The following is a 25,328-nucleotide window of genomic DNA, read 5'->3' as shown; positions in this document are numbered from 1 at the left end:
CTATGTCTGGCGTTAGCTTGAATGGCATTACCAAGGCTTACGGCCAACTAGAGGTCGTGCATGGAATTGATCTGGAAGTGCAAGAGAAGGAATTTGTTGTCCTTGTCGGCCCGTCCGGATGCGGAAAATCGACGACATTGCGCATGATCGCCGGCCTGGAAGAGATCACCGACGGCGACCTCTCTATCGATGGAAGATACGTTAACCAAGTTGCACCAAAAGACCGCGACGTGGCGATGGTATTCCAGAACTACGCGCTCTATCCCCACCTGAATGTTGCGGATAATATTGCCTTCGGTCTGCGTATCCGCAGAACCCCAAAAGCCGAGATTGAAAGCCAAGTCAAAGAAGTTGGCGGCATCCTCGGCCTGACCGAATATCTGGAACGCCGCCCTGCTGATTTGTCCGGTGGACAACGCCAGCGTGTGGCCATGGGGCGCGCCATTGTGCGCCAGCCTAAAGTGTTCCTTTTTGACGAACCCCTCTCCAACCTCGATGCCAAGCTGCGCACGCAGATGCGCGCCGAAATCAAGCGCCTCCACAAGCGTCTTGGCGTGACGTCGATCTATGTGACGCATGATCAGGTCGAGGCCATGACGCTCGCTGACCGTATCGTTGTTATGCATGACGGCCGTATCGAGCAGGTCGGGACGCCGATGGACCTGTTCCTGAACCCTGCAAATACCTTTGTTGCGGGCTTCCTCGGCTCTCCCCCCATGAACATGGTGGATGCAAAGATCGTCGCTGGTGAAACCGGGCCAATCGCCGAGTTTGACGGCAACCGCCTTCAGCTCGCCAAGCTACCGTCGCTGGAAAACGCCGTGGGCACCGAGGTTATCCTTGGCATCCGCCCCGAATTCGTCACCGTTGCCGCGAAAGACGAAGGTGGCAACGTGCCCGTTGATGTGGATCTGATCGAAACGCTTGGGTCCGAGGCGCTCATTCACGCCAGCCTTCAGGGCGCACCATTTGTCATTCGGACCGAGACTGTCGGACAGATGGATATTCTTGACGGCATCTCTGGTTTCAACATCGAACCGCACCTGATCCGTGTCTTTGACAAGGCAACCGGACAGGCCCTGCCCGGACAGGTGTTGGAGCAATGACAAACGATCCCAATTTCTCAGGCCCAACGACCGAGCAATTGGTCTTTGATGCCACTGAATCCCAACGTCGCCGCAAACGCACACGCATCCAGAAGGTGGGAGACCACCTCAAGCGGGAGTGGCAGCTCTATGCGTTGCTGTTGCCCACAATCATCTGGTTGATGGTCTTCCTTTATAAGCCGATGTACGGGCTACAGATCGCCTTCAAGGATTACTCTGTATTCCGCGGCATTGCCGGAAGCCCTTGGGTCGGGTTGGAGCATTTCCACACGCTCTTTGAAAACGACCAGTTCCTGCGCGCGCTGCGCAATACGATCATCATGAGTGCCTATGGGCTTTTGTTCGGGTTCCCTGTTCCGATCCTGCTGGCGCTGATGTTCAACGAAGTGTTGAACCAGACCTTCAAAAAGTCAGCCCAAACAATCGTTTACCTGCCACACTTCATCTCTTCGGTGATTATCGCAGGGATTGTGATGACGGCCTTCTCGCCGTCGGCGGGGATCGTCAACACGATCATTGGCTGGTTTGGTATAGAGCCGATCTACTTCCTGACAAAGCCTGAATGGTTCCGCCCGATCTTTATCGGTACGGGCATCTGGCAAGAGGCTGGCTTCCAGTCGATCGTCTATCTCGCTGCGATCGCTGGTGTCTCTCCGACGCTCTATGAGTCCGCTGTGGTGGATGGCGCAAGCCGCTGGCAAATGATGTGGAAGATCACGGTTCCGTCGATCCTTCCGACCATCATCATCATGCTGATTATCCGCATTGGTAACATCCTCGAAATCTCGTTCGAGATGATCATCCTGCTCTATCAGCCAGCGACCTATGAGACTGCCGATGTGGTGAACACCTTCATCTATCGTCAGGGTCTTCAGGGCGGTCAGTACGACTTTGCCGCTGCTGCTGGTCTCTTTAACGCTGTGGTTGCTTTCATCCTCGTGATGACCGCGAACACGATCTCGAAGCGCTATTCGCGCACATCGCTCTGGTAGGAGGAAAAGACCATGGCAAACATGAACCTCTACTCTCGCGGCGATAAGCTCTTCGTTATCGTCAACATGGTGCTGATCACGCTCTTTGCGATCTCCACGTTGTACCCGTTCATCTATATCACCTCACTGTCGCTCAGCAGCGGCTTTGAGGCCCGAGCGGGGAACATCGTTCTGACGCCGATAGACTTCACAATCGAAGCCTACAAACGGGTGCTGATCGAGCCACAGTTCTGGACCAGCTACAAGAACACGTTCATCTATACGATCGGCGGAACCTTGATGAGCCTCGCGTTCATCATTCCGGGAGCATACGCTCTGTCGCGCCCGCAACTCTTCGGGCGTCGGTTCTGGAACCTCGTGGTGGCCTTTACCATGTGGTTCAACGCAGGGCTTATCCCCTTCTTCCTGAACATGCGTGATCTGGGCCTGCTCGACAGCTACTTCGGTATCATCATCGGCTTCGCGGTCAACGGCTTTAACATCATCCTGCTGCGCAACTTCTTTGAAGGAATCCCGCAGAGTTTCGAGGAAGCTGCGCGCATGGATGGCGCCAATGAGTTTCAGGTCTTGTGGAAGGTCTATATGCCGCTCTCCAAGCCTGCCATCGCAACGGTCTCGCTCTTTTGCATCGTCTCGCGCTGGAACGGCTTTTTCTGGGCAATGGTGCTCTTGCAGGATGAAGACAAGATCCCGCTGCAAGTTTACCTGCGCCACGTCATCACCGAACTCACAGACGACGAGAGCTTTGGTGCCGAGCTGATCAATGCGCCCTACTCCGTGGAAACCGTTAGCGCCGCGATCATCGTCTGCTCGATCATCCCGATCTTGCTCATCTACCCCTTCCTCCAGAAGTACTTCAGCAAGGGCATCTTGCTGGGTGGAGTGAAGGAATAGGCGGCACCGCCAAACAAATACCCTCGGGCCGCTGAACCGGCCCGCGGGACACCAAAACCGACTATCGCACCAAAGGGAGGAACTTATGCGAAAACTGTCTTTACCCCTCGCCATGCTGGCCACAACGGCCCTCACGGCACCGGCTTTTGCCGACGATCACCTGAAGATCGTTGACGAACCGCTGGAACTGACAATTCACATGCACTGGCCCCGCGCACAGGGCTATGGCGTTGGTGGTGACGCAAGCCAGATCTACCCCGTAGAGGAAGCCGCGCGCGAGATGACCGGTATTCATCTTGTTGACCAGACATTCGGCAAAAATACAAAAGACTCCGCCGAATCCATGAACCTGCTGATTGCATCCGGCGACATGCCAGACATCGTGGGCGGCCACTTGATCAAACAGCCGGTTAACGAATTTGGCCCACAGGGCGCATTCGTTCCGCTGAACGATCTGGTTGAAGAGCACGCGCCAAACATCAAGGCGTTCTGGGATAGCCACCCTGGCCTGAAAGAGGCGATCTCTGCTTACGATGGCAACTACTACTACATCCCGTACCTTCCAGACGGCAAATACGGTCGGGCGTACTTCATCCGTCAGGACTGGCTCGACAAGCTCGGCCTTGAGCAGCCAAACACCGTTGACGAGCTTTATGACGTTCTTGTTGCTTTCCGCGATCAGGATCCAAACGGCAACGGTATGAAAGACGAGGTTCCGGCCTTCTTCCGCGATTGGGAAGAAGTTATCCGCCTCGTTGTTCTCTGGGACGGTCGCTCCTCCGGTTCCGACACATATCACGATTTCCTTGTGAACGACGAAGGCAAGCTTGAGCATCCTTATGCGCAAGAAGCTTATCGTGATGGTCTCGCAATGGTCGCCAAATGGTACGAAGAAGGTCTGATTGACCCAGAAGTCTTTACGCGCGGATCCTCTGCACGTGAATATCTTCTGTCCGAAGACCTCGGTGGTTTCACACACGACTGGTTTGCTTCTACATCGGGCTATAACGCTGCTCTGGCCGACAAGGTTGAAGGCTTCAACTTCATCCCGTTCCTGCCACCAGAAAGCCCAAGCGGACGTCGCCTCGAAGAGCACCGCCGTATTCCGATCAAACCTGACGGTTGGGCAATCAGCCACCAGAACGAGAACCCTGTCGAAACAATCAAATACTTCGACTTCTGGTTCACCGAGGAAGGTCGTCTTCTTTCTAACTTCGGTATCGAAGGTGAAACTTACGACATGGTCGACGGCGAGCCGATCTATAAGGACGAAGTTCTGAACAAAGGCGAGCCTGTAAACGCTCAGATGTGGGCCGTTGGATCGCAAATCCAGCGCGGCTACTGGCAGGACTACCGCTACGAGTGGCAGTGGACGGCAGAGGCCGCCCGCAAAGGTATCGAGCTTTATGACCAGCACGATATCTTGACCGACCAGTTCCTCGGTGTGGCATTCACCAAGGAAGAGCAGGAAGTCTATGACAAGTACTGGCCATCCCTGCGCACCTATATGCTGGAGCGCCAGCAGGCTTGGGTACTTGGTACAGGCGACATAACCGCGGAATGGGATGACTACGTCGCGACGCTCAACAAGATGGGCTACGAGGACGTAATTGAAGTTCTAAACTCCGCTTACGCCCGTCAGTACGGGTAATCCAGACAGTGAAAACAGCGTGGCCGGCAACGGCTGGCCACGCCTCTTTATTCTGCAATATCAAGAGATAAGGCCCTACAATGCCCGCATCCAAGCTTCCAACCCTCGACGAACCCAAAGCGGGCCGCCTCACAATCGCATATGCGCCGGATGAAACGACAGATATCGTCGAAAACCCGCCGCGTTTCACTTGGCTTCCCGTGATCGAAGATGAGGCGCACTATGTGCTACGTATCTCCACCGATCCGGAGTTCCCTGCCAAATCAACGCAAGTTTACGCCAATGTACCTCTGAATTTCCTGACGCCCGACGCCCCGCTTGCCGCTGGCACCCATTACTGGTCATACGCAGTGTGTGATGCCAAGGGCGCACCGACCACGACATGGAGCACGACCCGCAGCTTTACAGTTGCCGAAGGACTGCCCGAAACACCCCTGCCCAACCGCAAAGAACGGTTTGCGAACGTCACCAGCGAACACCCGCGCCTCTGGATGACGCCAGATCGCCTGAAGGATTTCACGAAAGCGGTCAAGGCAGACTCCAACCATTGCGCATGGTCCACCTTCTATGAAAAATCTGTTCTGCCATGGATGGACCGCGAAGTGATGAAGGAGCCAGCAGGCTATCCGAACCACAAGCGCGTCGCGCCTGTCTGGCGTCAAACCTATATCGACCTGCAAGAAGCGTGGTACGCCATCCGCCACCTCGCAATTGGCGGTAAAGTCACCGGCAATGCCGAACAAACCGAACGCGCCAAAGAATGGCTGCTCGAGGTCGCATCTTGGGATCCGATGGGCGTCACGTCGCGCGCTTATACGGATGAATGGGCTTACCGCGTCACGAACGCGCTCGCATGGGGCTATGACTGGCTCTATGACGTGCTTTCCGAAGAAGAGCGCCAAACCGTGCGCGCGGCCCTGCTCGAACGCACGCGTGACATTGCCGAACATGCGATCAGCAACGCAAAAATCCACCTCTTCCCCTATGACAGCCACGCTGTGCGCTCTGTATCACTCACGCTTATTCCGGCCTGTATCGCGCTCTTGGGCGATGACGAAGAGGACGAGGCGCGCGAATGGCTTCACTACTGCGTTGAGTTCCTGTTCACCGTCTATTCGCCATGGGCAGACAATGACGGCGGCTGGGCCGAGGGTACGAATTACTGGATGATGGGCATGGCCTATCTTATCGACGCGGCGAACCGGCTCAAATCCTACACGGGCATTGACCTTTATCAACGCCCCTTCCTTCAGGCCACGGGCGATTTCCCGCTCTATTGCAAAGCGCCGAACACTCGTCGCGGTACATTTGGCGATGACAGCACCCAAGGCGACCTCCCCGGCATCAAGACCGGCCTGAACATGCGCCAGTTCGCTGGCGTTACAGGCAAAGGCGCCTACCAATGGTATTGCGAAGAAAACCTGCGCCTCAATCCAGGCACAGAGATGGCCTTCTACAACTGGGGCTGGTGGGACACCAACTTTGACGAGATGGTGTTTCAAACCGATTTCCCAGTCGTCGAAGCGACACCGCCCGAAGACGGCCTACGCCATTTCAAAGGCATCGGCTGGGTCGGCGTACAACACGCGATGGCGGATCCTGACAACCACATCCAATTCGTGTTCAAATCCTCGCAATTCGGCTCGATCAGCCACAGCCACGGCGACCAGAACGCTTTCTGCATGTCGGCCTATGGCGAAGATCTTGCGATCCAGTCCGGCCACTACGTTGCCTTTAACTCGTCGATGCACCGCAACTGGCGGCGTCAAACGCGTTCCAAGAACGCGATCCTCATCAACGGCAAGGGCCAATACGCCGAGAAAGACAAATCCAAAGCCATGCGCGCCACAGGCAAAATTCTGGCTGCGGAGGAGCATGACGATCATATCTTTATCAAAGGCGATGCAACCCCCGCCTATCAAAGCCTCTCTCCAGAGGTGACATTGGCGGAGCGCGAAATCTATTTTGTGCGCAACAGCTATTTCGTGATTATCGACAAGGTCGATGCCGAAACGCCTGTCACCGTGGATTGGCTCCTGCACGCGAACAACCCGTTCGAGCTGGGCAAATCTTCGTTCCGCAACACGGGTGAACGCGCTGGTTTTTATGGTCAAGTTGTCTGGTCCGAAGCCGGAAAACCCGAGATCACACAGGAAACCGATTTCCCTGATGTGGACCCCGCCGATTACGAAGGACTGCCTGTCAGCACGTTCCTGACCGCGCGCTATCCCGCCGCCACACGCCACCGGATCGCAACGCTTCTGGTGCCCTATCGCCTCGATGCGCCCAAACGCATCTTCAACTTTATGGACGATCAGGGCTATGACGCTGATCTCTATTTCTCCGACGCCGACGAGAACACTTTCAAAGTTGTTCTGAAAAAGCTGGCAAATACTTAATCTCCGCGCCATGTAGGGCCGGAAAACCTATTGAACAGGAAGGAAGTCAAATGAAACTCCAAGGGAAAACAGCCATCGTCACAGGTGGTGGCCGCGATATTGGCGCGGGTGCCGCTTTGAAACTCGCTGCTGAAGGCGCGAATGTTGCGATCAACTATTTCGCCAGCAGCGAAGGCGCAGACAAAGCCGTTGCCGAAATCATCGCAAACGGCGGCAAAGCCTTTGCACTTCAGGGCGACCTGACCAAGCCAGAAGACGTTGACGCGCTGGTTTCCAAAACCGTCGAGGAATTCGGCGGCATCGATATTCTGGTGAACAACGCAGGCGGCCTGATCTCGCGCAAGACGATCTCTGAAATGTCGCTTGATCACTGGAACGCTGTGATGGACCTGAACCTCACAAGCATCTTCCTGATGACCAAAGCTACGATTGCGCACATGAAAAAAGGTACTATCGTTAACCTCGCAAGCCAGGCCGGCCGCGACGGTGGTGGACCAGGTGCCGCCGCTTACGCGACATCCAAAGGCGCTGTAATGACGCTTACTCGTAGTCTGGCCAAAGAGCTCGGCCCAGATATCCGCGTGAACGCGCTTTGCCCCGGCATGATCGACACCGACTTCCACAACATCCACACACCGGATGCTGGCCGTCGTGGTCTTGAAGCTGCTGCGCCGCTCAAGCGTCAGGGCTCGCCCGAAGACACAGCGAACCTCGTGCTGTTCCTTGCATGCGATGACTCGGCCTATCTGACCGGTACAAACATCGACATCAACGGCGGCATGCTCTTTAGCTAAGCCAACAAAAGGAACGCAACAATGAGCGACTTTCCAGTTGTTTCGATGGGCGAAAACGTAACCCGTCAGGTCTTGTCAGAAGCTCCGGAGCTCATGGTCGTGGCTTTCCGCTTTGAGGCGGAAGGCGCGGTCGGCGCGCTGCATAATCACCCCCATGTGCAATCGACATATGTGGAAAGCGGACGCTATCGCTTCACGCTTGGCGACAAAGAGCAGGAATTCGGTCCGGGCGACAGCTTTGTGATCCCGTCGGGCCAAACGCACGGCTGCGTCTGCTTGGAGCCAGGCACGCTTGTGGATTGCTTCACACCGCGCCGCGAGGACTTCCTCTAAAGGTTTCTGATACAACGAAAAAGGGCCAGCCTGCGCAGCGCACGGGCTGGCCCTTTTTGTTTCAATGCGGCCCCAATCCCCTCAAACAGCCATCGTCGCTTCAACAGCGCGCTTCCACGCGGCGTATTTGCGCGCGCGGGTGTCCTCTTCCATCGAGGGGGTAAACTGACAGTCACGGCGCCATGTGGCGGCAAACTCGTCCTTTTGCGGATAGAACCCAGCACGCATCCCAGCGAGCCATGCAACCCCCACAGCGGTTGTCTCAACCACTTCTGGGCGGTCAACGGGAGCATTGATGATATCGGCCAGAAACTGCATCGCCCAATCACTCGCGCTCATGCCGCCATCGACGCGTAAAACGCCCTCTTCACCCGAGCCGCTCCAGTCCGATTGCATGGCCTCAAGCAGGTCGCGCGTTTGGTATCCCACGCTCTCAAGCGCCGCGCGGGCAAATTCTGCGGGGCCAGAACCCCGCGTCAGCCCGAATACCGCGCCACGACACTCCGCATTCCAATAAGGCGCGCCAAGCCCTGTGAAAGCCGGAACAAGCACAAGCGGCTGGCTCTCGTCGGCTTTTTCGGCCAAGGGCTGGGTTTCCTTCGCATCCCGTATGATCTGTAGCCCATCACGCAACCACTGCACCACGGCGCCCGCAATAAAAATAGAGCCTTCAAGGGCATAGGTCGGTTTGCCGTCAAGCTGATAGGCAATCGTAGTGAGCAAGCGATTTTCAGACACAACCGGCGTGTCGCCCGTATTCAGCAAGGCAAAACAGCCCGTGCCATAGGTTGATTTCATCATTCCCGCCTCAAAGCAGGCTTGCCCAACTGTCGCGGCCTGCTGATCGCCTGCAACGCCAAGGATCGGAACATCTGCGCCGAAAACCTCACCAGTTGTTGTGCCGAACTCGGCGGCGCAATCCTTAACCTCTGGTAACATTTCCATTGGGATATCAAGCAGCTCGCACATGCTCTTGCTCCACCGCCCGTTGCGGATGTCGTAAAGCAGCGTGCGCGCGGCGTTGGTGGCATCGGTGACATGAGACGTGCCGCCCGTCAGCTTCCAGATCAGATAGGTGTCGACGGTGCCAAACACCAACTCGCCCGCTTCGGCCCGCGCCCGCGCGCCCTCTACATTGTCGAGAATCCAGCGCAATTTGGTTCCCGAGAAATAAGGGTCCAGCAGCAAGCCAGTTTTCTCACGCACCATGTCTTCATGGTCCGCATCGCGCAGCGCGTGGCACATATCAGCAGTGCGGCGATCTTGCCAAACAATCGCGTTGTAGACTGGCTTGCCGGTTTTACGATCCCAGACCAACGTTGTTTCGCGCTGGTTGGTGATACCAATCGACACAACATCAGCAGAGGCCACCTCGGCCCGTTCCATCACCATCCGGCAGGTCGCTGCTGTCGTCGCCCAGATATCGGCCGGATCATGCTCTACCCAGCCCGATTGCGGGAAAATCTGCGGGAACTCCTCTTGCGCGGTTGCCACGACCTTAAGGTCACGGTCAAACAGGATCGCCCGACTTGAGGTCGTGCCCTGATCGATTGCTAGAACATAACGCATTTGCTTCCTCCCCGCCCTATCACCCCACTCAGAAAATCACGTCAAATGGGGTCGTGTTCTTCCAGCTTGCGAGAAGCAGCAACGCGGTGCAAGCCCTTTCGAGCGCCCTGTATCGCTCGTATTGGACAACAAAAATGCAGCGAAAAACGCGCAGAAACGATGATGAAAGAAGAATTCGCCACCGATCGTTTGCGAACTTGTCCTACCTCTGGCCCATTGAAGCGGTACAAATGTTCGCAAACGATCGGTTGCGTAAGGTCAACTAACCAAACGAACATCTGCGGTCAACATTTATGTTCGTTTGGCCGCGAAACTAGATGAAATTGCAATGCGACCTGCCCAATAATTAGGCAGCGCCCACGCACCGCTTTCGCGAAATCAGACAGCGAACCCGTAATAATACGGTGCATTTAAAGGGGCATACGCGACAATCCAGAGAATTCCCTTGATGCATACTTCCAAAACGAACATAAACGAACAAACAGCCGAGGCAGAGCATGGCACATAATTTTCGCGAACCCGACATTCTCGAAATCGCCCGTAAAGAGGGCAAGGTTACGGTTGAGGATCTTGCCGCGCGCTTTGGCGTGACTGTCCAGACCATTCGCCGCGACCTCAGCGACCTTGCCGACGAAGGCAAGCTCGAACGTGTCCATGGCGGCGCGGTTTTGCCCTCTGGCGTTGCGAATATCGGCTATGAAGACCGGCGCGGCCTAAACGATCAAGCCAAAGAAGCCATCGCCCGTCGTTGCGCCGCCGAGATCCCTGAAGGGGCATCGCTTTTTCTGAACATCGGAACCAGCACCGAAGCCGTGGCGCGCGCCCTGCTCCACCACAAGAATATCATGGTGGTGACCAACAACCTCAACGTCGGGAATATTCTGGCCGCCAACGCCGATTGTCAGGTGGTGATCGCGGGCGGGATGCTGCGCCGTTCTGATGGTGGGCTGGTAGGCGACTTAACCATCGAAGCTGTTCAGCAGTTTAAAGTGGATTTCGCCGTCATCAGCTGCTCCGGTGTGGATGGAGATGGGGATTTGCTTGATTTCGACGTGTTAGAGGTTGGCGTAAGTAAAACAATTGTCCGCCAAAGCCGCAAAACCTTCCTTGTTGCCGACCACTCGAAATTCCAACGCACAGCGCCAGCGAAAATCGCCTCACTCAAGGAGATTGACGCGCTCATCACCGACCAACCTGTCGCGCCAGAGTTTGTCGAGAAATGCCGCGCATGGGACACCCGCGTGCTGCTTGCAGACTCAGATTAAGCCGCGCGTGCGCATTTCCAATTATTCCGGCGCATCCACATGCTGATCAAAGAGGATCGGATTACCGTCGGGATCATGAACAATAAAGCTCGCTGGCCCAGATCCGTCTCCGGCTGAGGTTTCAACATTAATGCCTTGATCTAAAAGTGATTTTTGAAGTTCGCGCACGTCGGTGAACTTTTCAAGCGGACTGGCGTCTGCGGCCCAACCGGGATTGAACGTCAGCATATTGCGCTCGAACATGCCTTGGAACAGGCCAAGCGTCACGTCGCCGTTTTTGAGGATCAGCCACCCCTGATCGGCAGCGCCATGGAATATTTCAAACCCGAGCTTCTCATAAAAAGCGCGGGACTTTGCCAAATCCTGTACGGACAGGCTGAGGGAAAACGTACCTAATTGCATCGCTTATCTCCTTTTATTCGCCGAGTTCCGCCCCCACAGCTGAAATTCGGCCGGTTACAATTTCCTCCTCCTTTTCGTCTTATGTCTTTCGCGAATTTGCGGTTCGTGGTTGAGCCGCAAATCCTTTTGTCATGTATTTAGCGGCGTCCGCCCAAACTGCGGCCTCCCCCGCCAAATCCGCCTCCGGGTTTCGGACCTGGCAATGGCCGTGAACCAGGCGCGCCAATCCCCGGCTTTGGCCGATTTGGACGCGGCGGTGCAATCGGGTTGGTCGGAACAGTTCCGATCGGCGGTACAGGTTTTACAATTGGCCGATCCGGTTTGCCGGGCCTGTCTGGCTTCCCAGGTTTATCCGGTTTACCTGGCTTGTTAGGTTTACCAGGTTTGTTTGGCTTTCCTGGCACGATGATAGGCGGCGGATAGCGGTAATATGGGCTATTGTAGTAGATGCCGCCGGAATAATAGCCGGGAGAGGCATAGCCATAAGGCTCACAGGCCGCAAGGAACATGGAGGCACCAATAGCGCTCGCAAGGCAGTATCGCATAGATTTCCGCATCAGCTGCCCCCTTTCTTGGCCGTAAGCCCAATGGCCGCATTTGTAGGATCAACCACAACAGCGGCTTGATTTGTCGACATCAGGATGCGTCCTCCGGCGGACTTTGCCTTGTCGATTGCAGTTTCAAGGCTCGTAACGCGTACATAGGGCAGCCAGTTGGTTAAGATCTGCGATCCGGGTATGGGAACAAGGCCGCCTTTCACCCGCCCGTCAGTGCCGGAAAACAACCTATGGTTTGGATCTTCGAGCGATACTGAGAAGCCAAGCACGCCACGATAGAATTGCTCCGAACGCGCGGTGCTGTTGCTAAACAAATCAATCCAGCCCCAATAGTTCGGGGTGCCGACCTTGTTGTAACTTATGCCTTTTTCACCATCATAAAACGAAATGAACGCGCCGAGGTTGTCGCGCATCGTGACATAAGTGCTGTCATCCATCCGCTTCGGATTCCCAACGAGCTCCGCCCCGTAAGAGCGCGCGGTGTTGGCCGTTTTGAGGGCATCTGTAACCGAAAAGACAGGCGCCCATTGTGAACTTGCGCGATTGGTAACTGCACGCCCCTTAGAGGGCACCATGATGCCCACATCCGTTCCCGAGGATTTGATGACATCAATACCACCACCGCCGGATCGGAAGGTCCAGCCAAACATGGTTTTATAGAACGAACGGGATGCGGCAGGATCATCCGAACTCAACTCAAGCCAAGCGATACTGCCGTGCGGGCGGGAAGCGGCCCACGCCGGAGCGGCAATCCCCGTCATTGCCGACGCGGCAATCGCTGATCCCGCAGTAGACAAAAATCTGCGTCTGGAATGCATTAATAAAATCTCCTTCACCATCAGGACAGCACAGAAGCGTCCCGCGTTCAAGAAATCTCTTCTCTCGCGGCGAGTTGCACGATTTTGTGAAGGCAGTTGATCCTCATAGCCCAAGCCGTTTCGAGCGGCCCCAATCACAGAGGTGTCGATCTTTGGACCTTTAGCATCGCCTCAATGATTGATCTATCTTGTCAAACCCGATCACTCCATAACCAGAACAAAAAAAGAGGGCCGAAGCCCCCTCTTTCCTAGAATTTGATGCCCTCAGCTCCAGTCGGTCAGGCGGCGTTCGCCGTCTTCGTCGCGGATATAGGTTGGCAAGCCGATACGGTCCAGAACGCCGAGGAATGGCTTGGGCGGGAGTTGCTCGATGTTGCGCATATCGCCCGTGTCCCACTCGCCCGAGGCCACAAGGATCGCCGCAGCAACCGCCGGCACGCCCGCTGTAAAGGAAATCCCTTGCGAGCCAACTTCAGCGTATGCCTCTTCGTGATCGGCAACATTATAGAGAAAAATCTCGCGCTCTTTGCCGTCTTTCGTGCCTTTGACGAAATCACCGATACAGGTTTTTCCTGTATAATCAGGTGCGAGCGAGGCCGGATCAGGCAACACAGCTTTCACGACCTTGAGCGGCACAACCTCAAGCCCTTCGGCGGTTGTCACCGGCTGCTCAGACAGCAGCCCGAGGTTCTTCAGAACGGTGAAAACGGTGATATAACGCTCGCCAAAACCCATCCAGAACCGCACATTCGGGATTTTGAGGTTTTGCGAGATCGAGTGGATTTCGTCATGGCCCGACATATAGGCTTTTTGCTTGCCCACCACCGGCAGGTCATACTCCTTGCCGATCTCGAACATCTGGTTCACCTTCCATTCGGAGTCCTGCCAGCTATAGACAACACCGGTGAACTCGCGGAAGTTGATTTCCGGATCAAAGTTGGTTGAAAACCATTTGCCGTGCGACCCTGCGTTAATATCAACGATATCAAGCTCTTGCACGTCATCAAAATACTCATCTACTGCGAGCTTGGCATAGGCGTTCACCACACCCGGATCAAACCCAGCACCCAGAATTGCGGTCACACCAGCGGCGGCACATTCCTCGCGGCGCTTCCACTCATAGTTGGCGTACCACGGTGGGTTTTCGCAAATCTTGTCGGGCTCTTCGTGGATCGCCGTATCGATATAGGCAACGCCCGCTTCGATACAGGCCGACATCACCGACATGTTCAGAAACGCAGAGCCGACATTGATCACAATCTGCGCATCCACTTTACGGATAAGCGCAACCGTTGCCGGAATATCGAGCGCGTCAAGCGCGTGCGCTTCAAACACGCCCTCTTGCTTCATCGCGCCCTTTTCCTCGACCGACGCGAGGATATCATGGCACTTCGACACCGTCCGCGATGCGATATGAAGATCACCAAGAAGGTCGTTATTCTGCGCACATTTATGCGCCACAACCTGAGCAACGCCACCGGCGCCGATAATGAGAACATTTCGTTTCATGTTGTGCCTTTCTCGTCTAATCACGACAGATTGGATTTGAAATCCTCAAACCCGAATTGGCGGACAAGCCGCAGTTCGCCATCATCGCCCTTTAGCACGATCGAAGGCATCTTTACCCCGTTAAACCAGTTTTTCTTGACCATGGTGTAACCGGCGGCATCTTGTATCGAAATCCTGTCACCGACCTTTAGCGGCGCAGGAAAGGCAAACTCGCCAAACACATCGCCCGCGAGACAGGATTTTCCACAGATCATATAAGAATGCGGCCCTTCATTGGGCGCCACTTTGGCTGTTTCGCGATAGATCAGCAGGTCGAGCATATGCGCTTCGATAGAGCTATCGACAATCGCAAGGTCTTTGCCATTGTTGAGCACGTCCAGCACCGTCACCTCAAGGCTCGCGGCATTGGTGATCGCGGCTTCTCCAGGCTCAAGATACACCTGCACGCCATAGGTTTCGGCGAAGGATTTGAGCCGCGCGGCGAACGCCTCAAGCGGGTAATCATCGCCCGTAAAGTGGATACCGCCTCCAAGGCTCACCCACTCCAGTTTATGCAAGAGCGCGCCGAACTCGCCCTCGATCTGTGCAAGCATGCGGTCAAACAACGCAAAGTCGCCGTTTTCGCAATTGTTGTGGATCATTACGCCCGAGATCTTGTCGGCAACGGTTTCAATCCGCGCCATATCCCATTCACCAAGGCGGCTAAAGGGGCGCGCAGGATCGGCAAGGTCAAAATCTGATGTGCTGATCCGCGGGTTGATCCGCAGTCCCCGCGCAAGCCCTTCGGATTGCGCTTCGAACCGCTCCAACTGGCTGATGGAGTTGAAAATGATCTTGTCAGCATGGCTGACGACCTCGTCAATCTCGTCATCCGCATAGGCCACAGAATAAGCATGGGTTTCGCCGCCAAACTCCTCACGGCCCAACCGGACCTCAAAGAGCGAGGATGACGTCGTCCCATCCATATAGGGGCGCATTTCGTCAAACACCGACCACGTGGCGAAACACTTGAGCGCCAGCAGCGTTTTCGCGCCCGAAAGCGCGCGCAAACGGGCCATGATTTTCATGTTCCGGCGTAAAGCGACCAAGTCCATTTGGTAATATGGCGTTGTAATCTCTGGCATGATCCGCGCCTCGTCCAAGCAAAAGAATACTTCGTATAGAAAGGTTGGGTTTCCTTGACAAGTCGATGCGCCACGTCACGCCCTGCGCCGTCAAAGCCGCACAGACAGAACACCATCCCGATTTAACGCCTTCATTTGAAAAACAGGCCCACATTCTTCTTCTAAACGGGAACAAAACCACTATATTCTAATAATAGCATCTGGGAGAGCACCATGAGAAATCCTAGCGTCGAAAGCTTCTTTGATACGGATACAAATACCATTTCATATGTGGTCAAGGATCCGGAAGGACCATCCTGCGCAATCATTGATTCCGTGCTAGACTACGATCCAGCCGCCGGGCGCACCTCCACTCAATCTGCCGATGCGATCATCGACTATGTGAAACGCGAGGGGCTGGATGTTGTGTGGGTCCTCGAAACCCATGTCCACGCTGATCACCTCTCCGCCGCCCCTTACCTGCAGGAAGCTTTGGGCGGCAAAATCGGCATCGGCGAGAACATCACCGTTGTTCAGGATGTATTCGGCAAGATTTTCAACGAAGGCACCGAGTTCCAACGTGACGGTCGCCAGTTTGATGCGCTGTTCTCTGAGGGCGATACATTCGAAATTGGTGCGCTCAAAGGGCGGGTCATGCACACACCGGGCCATACGCCTGCGTGCCTCACCTATGTCATCGAAGATTGTGCATTTGTCGGCGATACGTTGTTCATGCCCGATTTCGGCACGGCACGGTGCGATTTTCCTGGTGGTTCGGCGGAGCGGCTCTTTCAGTCGATCCAAAGAATCCTCACACTTCCAGATGAAACACGTGTTTTTGTTGGCCATGATTACAAAGCGCCGGGGCGGGATGATTTCGCTTGGGAAACCACAATCGGCGAGCAAAAGGCGCTCAATGTCCATGTGGGAAAGGGCGCAACGCTCGAAAGCTTTGTCGATATGCGCGAGGCCCGCGATGCAACGCTGGGGATGCCCCGCCTGATCCTTCCGTCAATTCAAGTGAACATGCGCGCAGGCCAAATGCCCGAGCCCGAAGACAACGGCACGCGCTACCTCAAGGTGCCAATAAACACACTCTAGGCGCGCTTTCGCCTGCGCCGCTTGACTTTACGCCGCCAATCAACCACATAGCACCCGAAGCCAGCACTCTGTCGCGTGAGCAGACCGTTGCCCTATTCGGCAACTGATGCGGCCTCACCTTATTTGTTTCCCACATCACGCGGGGGGGCAGCGCCTAAACGGCCATCGGGCAATTCGGCTCGAACCGGATTTATCGCGCAACCCTAACGCCACACCCTGCCATCAACGGCGGGGGAATTTGTATTGCGTTCCTGCATATCTGTGGGCGCGCTTTCAGGTTGCTGTCATTGCATTGGCTGCGCCTGTGAAAGGATAATCCGCAATGGATTTTGATATGCTGGGGCTGACACCCCGCCTTGTAAATAAACTCGAAGAACTTGGGATCACCGAACCGACCCCAATCCAGACCCAAGCCATCCCGCACGCCATGAATGGCCGCGATGTGCTGGGCCTTGCCCAGACCGGTACGGGTAAAACTGCCGCATTTGGCCTCCCGCTCATCCACGCGCTGTCAAAAGACGGCGGCAAACCCAAGCCAAAGCACGTTGCAGGCCTGATCCTCGCTCCGACGCGCGAGCTCGCGAAACAGATTGCCGATAGCCTCGAAGCCTTCACCAAAGGCAGCCACCTTCGTGTGGGCCTTGTTGTTGGTGGCGTTGGCATCAACCGCCAGATCGAATTCCTGCGCCGTGGAACGCACCTATTGATCGCGACACCAGGCCGGTTGATTGACCTTCTCGATCGTAACGCAGTGAGCCTGTCTGAAACGCGCTATCTTGTGCTCGACGAAGCGGATCAGATGCTGGATCTCGGTTTTATCCACGCCCTGCGCCAGATCGCTCCCCTGCTTCCAAAAGAGCGGCAAACGCTGCTGTTCTCGGCCACGATGCCCAAGCAAATGCAGGAGCTCTCCAACTCCTATCTGACCAACCCTGTGCGGGTCGAGGTTGCGCGCTCCGGCCAGACCGCCGAGAAGATCACGCAAAGCGTGCATTTCGTGGCACAGCCTGCCAAACAGAGCCTTTTGGTCGAGCTACTGGCCAAGCATAAAGACGAGATGTCGCTTGTGTTCCTGCGGACCAAACATGGTGCAGAGAAGCTGATGAAAAGCCTTCGCGCCGCTGGGTTTGCTGCTGGGTCGATCCACGGCAACAAGAGCCAAGGCCAGCGCGACCGCGCGATCAAAGCCTTCAAAGAGGGCGAGATTACCGTTCTTGTGGCAACTGATGTTGCTGCGCGCGGCATTGATATTCAGGGCGTCGCCTATGTCTATAACTACGACCTACCGAACGTACCGGAAAACTATGTTCACCGTATTGGCCGAACCGCGCGGGCGGGTGCTTCGGGCCAAGCGATTGCCTTTTGTTCCTCCTCTGAAATGGGCGAACTTCGCGCCATCCAAAAGGTAATCGGCAACGAACTCGATGTGGCCAGCGGCCGTATCTGGGAAGTTGAAACCGCGCCAAACCGCGGGGGCCGTGGCGGCAAACGCGGCGGTGCTGGCGGTGGCGGGAAACGTCGGTTCGGCGCTGGCGGCGGCAGCAACCAAGGCGGTAAACCGCGCGGCCAAAAGCGTGGCGCACCAAAATCAGGTGGCCAGAAACAGGGCGCACCAAAGGGCGGCAACCGCAGGCGCTCTGGTGGCAGTAAACGCGCCGCATCCTAACCCAAAAAAACAACGGCCCGCGTGATCACCACGCGGGCCGCTTTCGTTTGTGCATCTAACAGCGTCAGACAAAATCGATATGTTTCGACAATGGCAGTTCGCGAATGCGCTGCCCAGTGGCATCAAAAATCGCATTGGCCAAAGCCGGTGCAGCAGGCGGCACCGCAGGCTCCCCTACGCCACGAATTTGTGATCCGTTATCAACAGCTTGGACGAAAATCTCAGGCGCCTGATAAAGCCGCATGGCTTCGTACCAATCATAGTTTTCCTGCTCCGTACGCCCATCTGAATAGGTCAGTTCACTCAGCATCGCATGGCCAAGCCCCCAGATCACGCCGCCTTTGACCTGATTGTCAAAGTTGACGGGGTCCAGCACCTTCCCCACGTCAAGCGCCACAAAGACTTTGTCGATCTTGATGCCGCTCTCTGTCTGGGTGATTTCGACAACTTCCGCGGTCGGCACACCGAAACTCACGCAAAACGCCAAGCCTCGCCCACGGTTTGCGCCAAGATCGCTGCCCCAGTTGGCCATCTCGCCAACGGTTTCGATCACCTTACGGCTGGCGTCGTGGTTGCATAGGCGCAGCATTTCCGCGAGCGGATCAGCGCCCGCTTCCTGAAACAACTCGTCAAGGAAACCGCCATGCAAGAACCCATTGCCCGACGCGCCGACGGACCGCCACGAGCTTACCGGCACCATCGCAGGCGCACGGTATCCGGTAACGCGGTAGTTGGGGATCGCAAACGGTTGGTCCCAAGCGCCCTGAACAATCGCAATGTCCGGCCCTGCTGCGGGAAAACCAAGCCGCCCGATTTGTGACTCCGAGGTCGAACTCGCGGCAATTGCGAGGTCATAGGCATGAACTTTGCCGTCCTGTACCTTACCCCGTGCGCGGGAAACCTGCATCGGTCGCGGAAAATCATGTGTCATGTCCTCTTCGCGGGACCACGTCATCTTGATCGGTGCGCCCTGATGGGCCACCGCTAGTTCCACAGCCTGTTGGACATATTCATCCTCAAGCCGCCGCCCGAAGCTACCACCCATATATTGGTTGTGGAGGTGGACATTCTCCGCCTCAATCCCCGCCGTTTTCGCGGCCTTGGCCACAAGGAAACGCGAGATTTGGGTTCCGGTCCAGATATCAAGCCGCCCGTCTTTGAGTTGCACCACGGCGTTCATCGGTTCAAGTGGCGCGTGCGCGAGATAGGGTATGCGGTACTCGGCCTCAAGCACACCGCCTTCGGCCAGAACAGGCTCCACATTGCCTTCATCCTTGAAGCGGCTGTCTTGCTGATCGGAGTTGATCGCCGCGCGTGTGGCCTCCCAGAGCGCGTCCTGCTCTGCCGGATACGGCGCCTCACCCCAGTCAAACTCGATTGCGTTCACGGCCTGTATGGCGCGCCACGTATTGTCGGCAATCACGCCCGCGCCGCCCTTGATCGGCACAACCTTAAGAACGCCACGCATCCCCTCGGCCTCTGTCGCGTCAAAGCCCAGAACCTCGCCACCCATGCGCGGATTGGTCCGCACCGAAGCATAGAGCATTCCGTCCATCTCCAGATCAATGCCGAAGGGCAATGTTCCAGTAGATTTTGCAACGATATCAAGGCGCTCATGGCTCTTACCAAGACGCTCCCACGACGCAGCATCACGGAGTTGTACTTTCTCAATCGGCTCGATCGACGCAGCAGTGGCCGCCAAATCAGCATAGGCTATCTCGGTGCCATCGGGCAGGATTACATGACCATCGCGTGTCTGAAGTTCAGAAACAGCAACGCCCGTTTCCTTGGCCGCTGCCGCCTTGAGCGTTTCGCGTGCCACCGCGCCAGCGATGCGCAGCTTTTCATAAGCGTCTGGTACGGTCGAGGAGCCACCCGTGATCTGAATTCCCAAAACCTTGGCCACGCCTTCGCCGAAGTCACGCGCGGAGCTCGCCAGCGTGCTCTCGTCAAGCGCAGAGAACGGCAGCCCCTCGCCAGCAATCTTGCTGTTGTAGTAGGCGGCACTCGGCGGGCCGGGATCAACGTTAACCGCGCTCGGATCTACATCCAGTTCTTCGGCAACAAGCGCAGCCTGTATCGAATACGCCCCCTGCCCCAAATCGGCACGCGGCGTGATGATCGTAACCCCGGATTGGTCGATACGCACATACGGCGTCAGCGCGGCATCCCCTTCGGCCAGATCATCCAACAGCGGGTTTTTGATCGGCTTTTTATAGGTGTAATATCCAAAAGCCACGCCGCCAACCACGGCGACCGACCCAATCAGGAATGTACGGCGGGCAATTTTTCCAATGCGGCTCATATCAAGTCTCCTGAAGGGATTTCGCGGCAGTTTTCACAGCCTCACGAATGCGCGGATACGTCCCGCAGCGACAAAGGTTGCCCGACATGGCGTCGTCGATCTCTTCGTCGGTCGGCGCGGGGTTCTCAGCCAATAAGGCCGTCGCAGCGACAATCTGGCCTGATTGGCAGTAACCGCATTGTGCAACCTGATGCGCGATCCACGCCTCCTGAACCGCATGGCGGCTATCGGGGGTACCAAGCCCCTCAATCGTTGTGACCTCGCCCCAAACATCAACCGCTGCCACCTGACAGGACCGCGCCAATTCGCCATCAATCAACACGGAACAAGCTCCGCATTGCCCAACGCCACAGCCGTATTTCGGCCCCTTGATCCCGAGCTCGTCGCGCAGCGCCCACAAAAGCGGCATGTCTTCTTCGACATCAATCTCGCGCGAAACGCCGTTAACTGTTAATTCCACGGAACCCCTCCTTGGTTTTTGCTTGTCAATTGCGTGAGCAATCCATTAAGTAAACACACGATTACATCTAACCAACCGCAAGTCAACAACTGTTTACATAGGGGACGCGCTTTAGTGCCGGCAGTAAAACGCAAACGCAATGCAGACGCGACCCGCGAAGACATCCTGACAGCGGCGCAAAAACTGTTTACGGCCAAAGGGTTCGATGGCGCCGGAATGCGCGAAATCGCCGCCGAAGCAGGCATAAACGTCGCCCTGATCAACCGCTATTACGGCTCGAAACATGGGCTCTATAAGGCGGTGGTTGCAACGGTGAATGCGGATGAGTTCTTCGGCAACGATATGAGCACATTCGGCGCACATATGGCAGCTGTTCTCATGGGTCACCCGCTCAAGAAAGAAGGGTTTGACCCGACACTTGCGATGCTGAGATCAGCCTCCTCCGAAGAGTCAGTATCGGTTATCACAGAGGCGCTGAGCGACTTGTTTGTTAAGGTTTTGGCCGACAAACTCCGCGAAGAAGGCTACGCAAATTGCGACGAAAAAGCCGCCCTGCTCCTCTCGACAATTCTTGGCTTTGACATGACCCGCCGCATCTTCCGCATCGATGGGTTGGGCCTTGATCACTCAGACACAGCAACACCGCTTCTTGCGACGAGCCTTCAGGCCATCATCGACGGTTAAACCGTGTTGGCAATTCGGCGCGCGCGCACCTGAGAAATCACGAAAACCGCAATAAATACAATCGTCAGAACCAGTACAATCGTTGGCGCAGGGGCGCTGTCGATAAAGAAACTGGCATAGATCCCCGTCACCATCGACAGGCTTGTCACCAGCACAGAAACCCAGAGCATCCGCGAGAATGTCCGGGTAATCAGAAACGCAATCGCCCCCGGTGAAATCAGCAGCGCAATCGCCAGAATGATGCCCGACGCCTTGAGCGTTGCCACGATGGTCAGCGACAGAATGGCAAGCAGCCCATAGTGCAAAAGGTTAACGCGCAGCCCAACCGCGCGTGCCTGCGCCGGATCAAAGGCGTGAAGCAGAAAATCCTTCCATTTCAGGGTAAGTATCGCGGTGACGAAGAACGAGATAATCCCCGCCGTCCAAAGGTCTGCTGCACCAACGCCAAGCACATTGCCAAAGAGGATGTGATCAAGATGCACGTCGCTTTCGATCTTTGTGTAGAGCACGATGCCAAAGCCGAACATTCCGGAAAAAACAACGCCCATCATCGTGTCTTGCTTGATGCGGGAATTGTCCTTGAGGAAGCCCGTCGCGAGCGCACAGAACATCCCTGCGCCAAACGCCCCGATCAACAACGGGATACCCGCGACATAGGCCAGAACGATGCCCGGTAAAACGGCATGGCTTACCGCGTCTCCCATCAGCGACCACCCCTTGAGCACGAGGAAACACGACAAGAGCGAGCACGGAACCGCAACGATCAGCGCGATCAAAAACGCGTTCTGCATAAAGGCGAATTGAAAGGGCAGCAGCAGTGTTTCCATCATGGGTTGCCCTCCAGCGCTTCTGCGGCACGGCGGCGTGCGGCGCGCATTCCGTGTTTGGGCGCAAAGAAGAAAACAAGAAGGAAAACAATTGTTTGCAGCGTGATGATAATCCCGCCTGTTGCCCCATCGACAAAGAAGCTGAGGTAGGCGCCGAAAAACGCCGTGAGGGCGCCGATGCTCACGCTGATCCAGAGAAGCCGCCCGAAACGATCCGTCAGCAAATAAGCCGTCGCCCCTGGTGTTACGACCATAGCAATGACCAAAAACGCGCCAACCGTTTGAAGCGCCGCAACGCAACTGGCCGACAAAAGCGTAAAGAACAAGAGCTTTAGCGCGCCCGTGTTTAGTCCGATGGATTTCGCGTGGCTCTCGTCAAAGAAGGTCACCATCAGGTCTTTCCATTTCGCCAAAAGCGCCACCATCGTCACCCCGCCGATGATCGCCAATTGCAGGGTATCTGCGGGTGTGATGGCGAGGATATTGCCAAGCGTGATCGTCTGGATATCCACGGACGTGGGCGAGATCGACACCATGAACAATCCCAACCCGAAGAAGGACGTAAAGATGATCCCGATGATTGCGTCTTCTTTGAGGCCCGAACGCTGGTTGAGAAAGAGCATCGCCCCTGCTGCCAATCCGCCCGACAGAAACGCGCCCAATGCGAAAGGAAGTCCCAGCATATAGGCCCCCGCAACGCCAGGCACGATCGCATGGCTAAGCGCGTCGCCAATGAGCGACCACCCCTTGAGCATGAGATAGGCCGACAGAAACGCGCAAACCGCTCCCACAAGGGCGGAGACCCACATGGCGTTGGTCATGTAACCATAGGAAAACGGCAGGAGCAGCGTTTCGATCACGGGGTTTTCTCCGTGTCTGCTGCTTCGTCGTCATCGCTTTCGGTTTCGGTCGCCTGATCCTCCGCGGCGGTCCGCACGCGGTTGTCATAGGTTACGAGCGGACGTTCATCATCCGTAAAGATGGTTACGCTGCGCGCGTCGTCATCGTCGTGTAGGTCTTGGCCCTGAAGCACAAAATGGCGCAGCACACCGCCAAAGGCGCGCTCTAGGTTTTCGTGCGTGAAGGTATCTTGTGTGAGGCCATAACCCAGCACGGTGCCCTTGACGAGGACGGTCCTGTCACAGAATTCCGGCACCGACCCGAGGTTATGGGTCGAGACAAGCATCACGCGCCCCTCCTCGCGTAGATCGCGCAAAAGAGCGATGATCGCCTCCTCGGTTTGGACATCAACACCAGTGAACGGTTCATCCAACAAGATCACGCGGCCATCCTGCGCCAGCGCGCGCGCAAGGAACACCCGCTTGCGTTGCCCGCCTGAAAGTTCGCCGATCTGGCGGTGACGAAAGCCACTCATGCCGACACGCTCCAGCGCGGTATCAACCGCCGCATGGTCTGCAGCGGAGGCCCTACGGAAGAAGCCCATCTTGCCATATCGCCCCATCATCACGACATCCTCGACCAATACCGGAAAGGACCAATCAACCTCTTCGGCCTGCGGAACATAGGCCACCGTGTTTTCGCGCAGTGCGGTTTTAACGGATTGCCCAAGGATCGATATCTCGCCTCGCGCAACAGGAAGAAACCCCATCAACGCTTTGAAAAGGGTAGATTTTCCGGCACCATTCACGCCGACAAGCGCGGTGATGGTACCGGTTGGAATTTCAAAGCTCGCATCGCGTAGGGCCGTCGTCCCGTTGCGATAAGTGACGGTAACGTTGCTGGCCGAGATGCCTGTTGTGGGGCTAGTTGTCATTGGCAAGAAGCCCGTTCACCACGGTCTCGGATGTCACGCGCAGAAGGTCCAAATAGGTTGGCACGGGGCCGCGCGCATTGGTCAAACTATCAACATAAAGAACGCCGCCGAAACGGGCACCTGTCTCGCGGGCCACCTGTTTGGCGGGATCAGAACTCACCGTGCTTTCGCAGAACACCACATCAATATCATTTTCGCGAACCCCGTCGATAACCTTGCGGACCTGTTGTGGAGTGCCGGTCTGATCGGCGTTGATTGGCCAGAGATACAGCTCTTTGAGGCCGAAATCACGGATCAGATAGCTAAACGCACCCTCACAACTCACAAGCCAGCGCTTCTCTTCTGGAACTTCTTTGATCCGCTCCCGAAGGGGCGCGATCTCTTCGGTCAGCCGCACCTTATAGGCCTCGGCGTTGGCCTTATACGTTTCGGCATTTTCGGGATCATGCTCTACGAAGGCATCGCGGATATTATCAATGTAGATCATCGCGTTATCGAGCGACATCCATGCATGCGGGTTCGGTTTACCTTCGTAAGAGCCCTCGCCGATGCTCATCGGCTCGATGCCCTCACTAATCACAGCCGCAGGCACATCATGCAGGTTGCCAAAAAACTGTTCGAACCATAGCTCAAGGTTCATGCCGTTCCACAAAACAAGATCCGCATCCTGCGCCCGCAGCACATCTTTGGGCGTTGGCTGGTAGCCGTGGATTTCAGAGCCGAACTTGGTGATCGATTGTACCTTTGCAGCATCACCGGCAACATTCGCGGCCATATCCGCAATCACGGTGAAAGTCGTTACAGCCTTGAACGTGTCAGCAACGGCGGGCGCCGCAACAAAGGCGCTGAAAACCAGTGATGAAATTAGTCCGAAACGTCGCATAGCGATCTGCCCTCTCCTGCTGATTGCGTGCCAAACTCTGGCGTCTCTGTTGCAATATGAGAACCATTCGCAACTGTCAATGAGATTGCGAACCATTCGCAACAATTTAACAGTCGCGCCCCTACGTGAGGAGCCACCACACAAAAACAGCTTAAATATTTGGCTTGGTGCGAAAATTAGGTGGGTTTGGGTTGGACACAGCTTTCCTTGGCCCTACAACTAGACGAAACGCAGTG

The 25,328-nt window shown here is 56.0% G+C and carries 23 protein-coding genes; 11 read left to right on the top strand and 12 right to left on the bottom strand.

What is annotated here, in order from left to right; genetic code table 11:
- Positions 1-2 precede the first annotated feature (2 nt).
- The 7 genes from N9C89_RS05520 to N9C89_RS05490 all read left to right on the top strand — a co-directional run bounded on the left by N9C89_RS05520 (position 3) and on the right by N9C89_RS05490 (position 8,169).
- Positions 3-1,106 (top strand): ABC transporter ATP-binding protein, encoded by a 1,104-nt coding sequence (locus N9C89_RS05520; RefSeq protein ID WP_263952835.1) that lies wholly within the window; start codon positions 3-5, stop codon positions 1,104-1,106.
- Positions 1,103-2,098, top strand: a complete 996-nt coding sequence (locus N9C89_RS05515) for an ABC transporter permease (RefSeq protein ID WP_263952834.1) — start codon at positions 1,103-1,105, stop codon at positions 2,096-2,098. The genes N9C89_RS05520 and N9C89_RS05515 overlap by 4 nt, the downstream gene beginning before the upstream one ends.
- Before the next feature lie 12 nt (positions 2,099-2,110).
- On the top strand, positions 2,111-2,992 hold the full coding sequence (locus tag N9C89_RS05510; RefSeq protein ID WP_263952833.1) for a carbohydrate ABC transporter permease: 882 nt from the start codon (positions 2,111-2,113) through the stop codon (positions 2,990-2,992).
- 85 nt (positions 2,993-3,077) lie between these two features.
- Positions 3,078-4,643, top strand: a complete 1,566-nt coding sequence (locus N9C89_RS05505) for an extracellular solute-binding protein (protein ID WP_263952832.1) — start codon at positions 3,078-3,080, stop codon at positions 4,641-4,643.
- Between the two features lie 80 nt (positions 4,644-4,723).
- Positions 4,724-7,042 carry a DUF4962 domain-containing protein gene (locus N9C89_RS05500; protein WP_263952831.1) on the top strand — a complete coding sequence of 773 codons (2,319 nt, stop codon included), beginning with the start codon at positions 4,724-4,726 and terminating at the stop codon, positions 7,040-7,042.
- 50 nt (positions 7,043-7,092) lie between these two features.
- Entirely contained in the window at positions 7,093-7,836 is a 744-nt protein-coding gene (locus N9C89_RS05495) for an SDR family NAD(P)-dependent oxidoreductase (RefSeq protein ID WP_263952830.1), read from the top strand.
- Between the two features lie 21 nt (positions 7,837-7,857).
- On the top strand, positions 7,858-8,169 hold the full coding sequence (locus tag N9C89_RS05490; protein ID WP_263952829.1) for a cupin domain-containing protein: 312 nt from the start codon (positions 7,858-7,860) through the stop codon (positions 8,167-8,169).
- Positions 8,170-8,250: 81 nt separating this feature from the next.
- Here the strand turns inward: N9C89_RS05490 and glpK are convergent, their stop codons facing one another.
- A complete protein-coding gene (gene glpK, locus N9C89_RS05485) occupies positions 8,251-9,738 on the bottom strand; it encodes a glycerol kinase GlpK (RefSeq protein WP_263952828.1) in 1,488 nt (495 codons plus the stop codon).
- 497 nt (positions 9,739-10,235) lie between these two features.
- Here glpK and N9C89_RS05480 point away from each other — a divergent pair, with 497 nt between their 5' ends.
- Positions 10,236-11,003, top strand: coding sequence for a DeoR/GlpR family DNA-binding transcription regulator (locus tag N9C89_RS05480; RefSeq protein WP_263952827.1), 768 nt, complete (start codon positions 10,236-10,238; stop codon positions 11,001-11,003).
- 21 nt (positions 11,004-11,024) lie between these two features.
- On the opposite strand, the gene N9C89_RS05475 is transcribed toward N9C89_RS05480, so the two are convergent.
- The 5 genes from N9C89_RS05475 to nspC form a co-directional block, all read right to left on the bottom strand.
- Positions 11,025-11,405, bottom strand: a complete 381-nt coding sequence (locus tag N9C89_RS05475; RefSeq protein ID WP_263952826.1) for a VOC family protein — start codon at positions 11,403-11,405, stop codon at positions 11,025-11,027.
- A gap of 137 nt (positions 11,406-11,542) precedes the next feature.
- Complete coding sequence (locus tag N9C89_RS05470; protein WP_263952825.1) at positions 11,543-11,962, bottom strand: hypothetical protein; 420 nt, start codon at positions 11,960-11,962, stop codon at positions 11,543-11,545.
- Positions 11,962-12,780 carry a VOC family protein gene (locus tag N9C89_RS05465; RefSeq protein WP_263952824.1) on the bottom strand — a complete coding sequence of 273 codons (819 nt, stop codon included), beginning with the start codon at positions 12,778-12,780 and terminating at the stop codon, positions 11,962-11,964. The genes N9C89_RS05470 and N9C89_RS05465 overlap by 1 nt, the downstream gene beginning before the upstream one ends.
- A 264-nt stretch (positions 12,781-13,044) precedes the next feature.
- On the bottom strand, positions 13,045-14,289 hold the full coding sequence (locus N9C89_RS05460) for a saccharopine dehydrogenase family protein (protein ID WP_263952823.1): 1,245 nt from the start codon (positions 14,287-14,289) through the stop codon (positions 13,045-13,047).
- Positions 14,290-14,309: 20 nt separating this feature from the next.
- The gene (nspC, locus tag N9C89_RS05455) at positions 14,310-15,413 is read right to left on the bottom strand and encodes a carboxynorspermidine decarboxylase (RefSeq protein ID WP_263952822.1); all 1,104 of its coding nucleotides are present in this window, start codon (positions 15,411-15,413) and stop codon (positions 14,310-14,312) included.
- Between the two features lie 213 nt (positions 15,414-15,626).
- Here nspC and N9C89_RS05450 point away from each other — a divergent pair, with 213 nt between their 5' ends.
- Both N9C89_RS05450 and N9C89_RS05445 read left to right on the top strand, forming a co-directional pair.
- The gene (locus N9C89_RS05450) at positions 15,627-16,493 is read left to right on the top strand and encodes an MBL fold metallo-hydrolase (RefSeq protein ID WP_263952821.1); all 867 of its coding nucleotides are present in this window, start codon (positions 15,627-15,629) and stop codon (positions 16,491-16,493) included.
- 322 nt (positions 16,494-16,815) lie between these two features.
- A complete protein-coding gene (locus N9C89_RS05445) occupies positions 16,816-18,159 on the top strand; it encodes a DEAD/DEAH box helicase (protein ID WP_263952820.1) in 1,344 nt (447 codons plus the stop codon).
- Positions 18,160-18,223: 64 nt separating this feature from the next.
- Here N9C89_RS05445 and N9C89_RS05440 read toward each other — a convergent pair whose 3' ends face one another.
- Positions 18,224-20,464 (bottom strand): xanthine dehydrogenase family protein molybdopterin-binding subunit, encoded by a 2,241-nt coding sequence (locus N9C89_RS05440; RefSeq protein WP_263952819.1) that lies wholly within the window; start codon positions 20,462-20,464, stop codon positions 18,224-18,226.
- Position 20,465: 1 nt separating this feature from the next.
- Positions 20,466-20,924, bottom strand: coding sequence for a (2Fe-2S)-binding protein (locus tag N9C89_RS05435; RefSeq protein WP_263952818.1), 459 nt, complete (start codon positions 20,922-20,924; stop codon positions 20,466-20,468).
- A gap of 114 nt (positions 20,925-21,038) precedes the next feature.
- On the opposite strand from N9C89_RS05435, the gene N9C89_RS05430 reads away from it, so the two are divergent.
- Entirely contained in the window at positions 21,039-21,608 is a 570-nt protein-coding gene (locus tag N9C89_RS05430) for a TetR/AcrR family transcriptional regulator (protein WP_263952817.1), read from the top strand.
- Here N9C89_RS05430 and N9C89_RS05425 read toward each other — a convergent pair.
- The 4 genes from N9C89_RS05425 to N9C89_RS05410 are packed head-to-tail and all read right to left on the bottom strand — an operon-like array spanning position 21,605 to position 25,098.
- On the bottom strand, positions 21,605-22,438 hold the full coding sequence (locus N9C89_RS05425; protein ID WP_263952816.1) for a metal ABC transporter permease: 834 nt from the start codon (positions 22,436-22,438) through the stop codon (positions 21,605-21,607). The two genes, N9C89_RS05430 and N9C89_RS05425, sit on opposite strands and share 4 nt — an antisense overlap.
- Entirely contained in the window at positions 22,435-23,295 is an 861-nt protein-coding gene (locus N9C89_RS05420; RefSeq protein ID WP_274655073.1) for a metal ABC transporter permease, read from the bottom strand. Before N9C89_RS05420 ends, N9C89_RS05425 begins: the two co-directional genes overlap by 4 nt.
- Positions 23,292-24,209, bottom strand: coding sequence for a manganese/iron ABC transporter ATP-binding protein (locus N9C89_RS05415; RefSeq protein WP_263952815.1), 918 nt, complete (start codon positions 24,207-24,209; stop codon positions 23,292-23,294). Before N9C89_RS05415 ends, N9C89_RS05420 begins: the two co-directional genes overlap by 4 nt.
- On the bottom strand, positions 24,199-25,098 hold the full coding sequence (locus N9C89_RS05410; RefSeq protein WP_394358482.1) for a metal ABC transporter substrate-binding protein: 900 nt from the start codon (positions 25,096-25,098) through the stop codon (positions 24,199-24,201). Before N9C89_RS05410 ends, N9C89_RS05415 begins: the two co-directional genes overlap by 11 nt.
- Between the last annotated feature and the right edge of the window lie 230 nt (positions 25,099-25,328).

It is taken from the genome of Halocynthiibacter sp. SDUM655004 (assembly GCF_026015885.1).
GTDB lineage: Bacteria > Pseudomonadota > Alphaproteobacteria > Rhodobacterales > Rhodobacteraceae > Falsihalocynthiibacter > Falsihalocynthiibacter halioticoli.
This window is presented reverse-complemented; position numbering and strand designations above follow the sequence as displayed.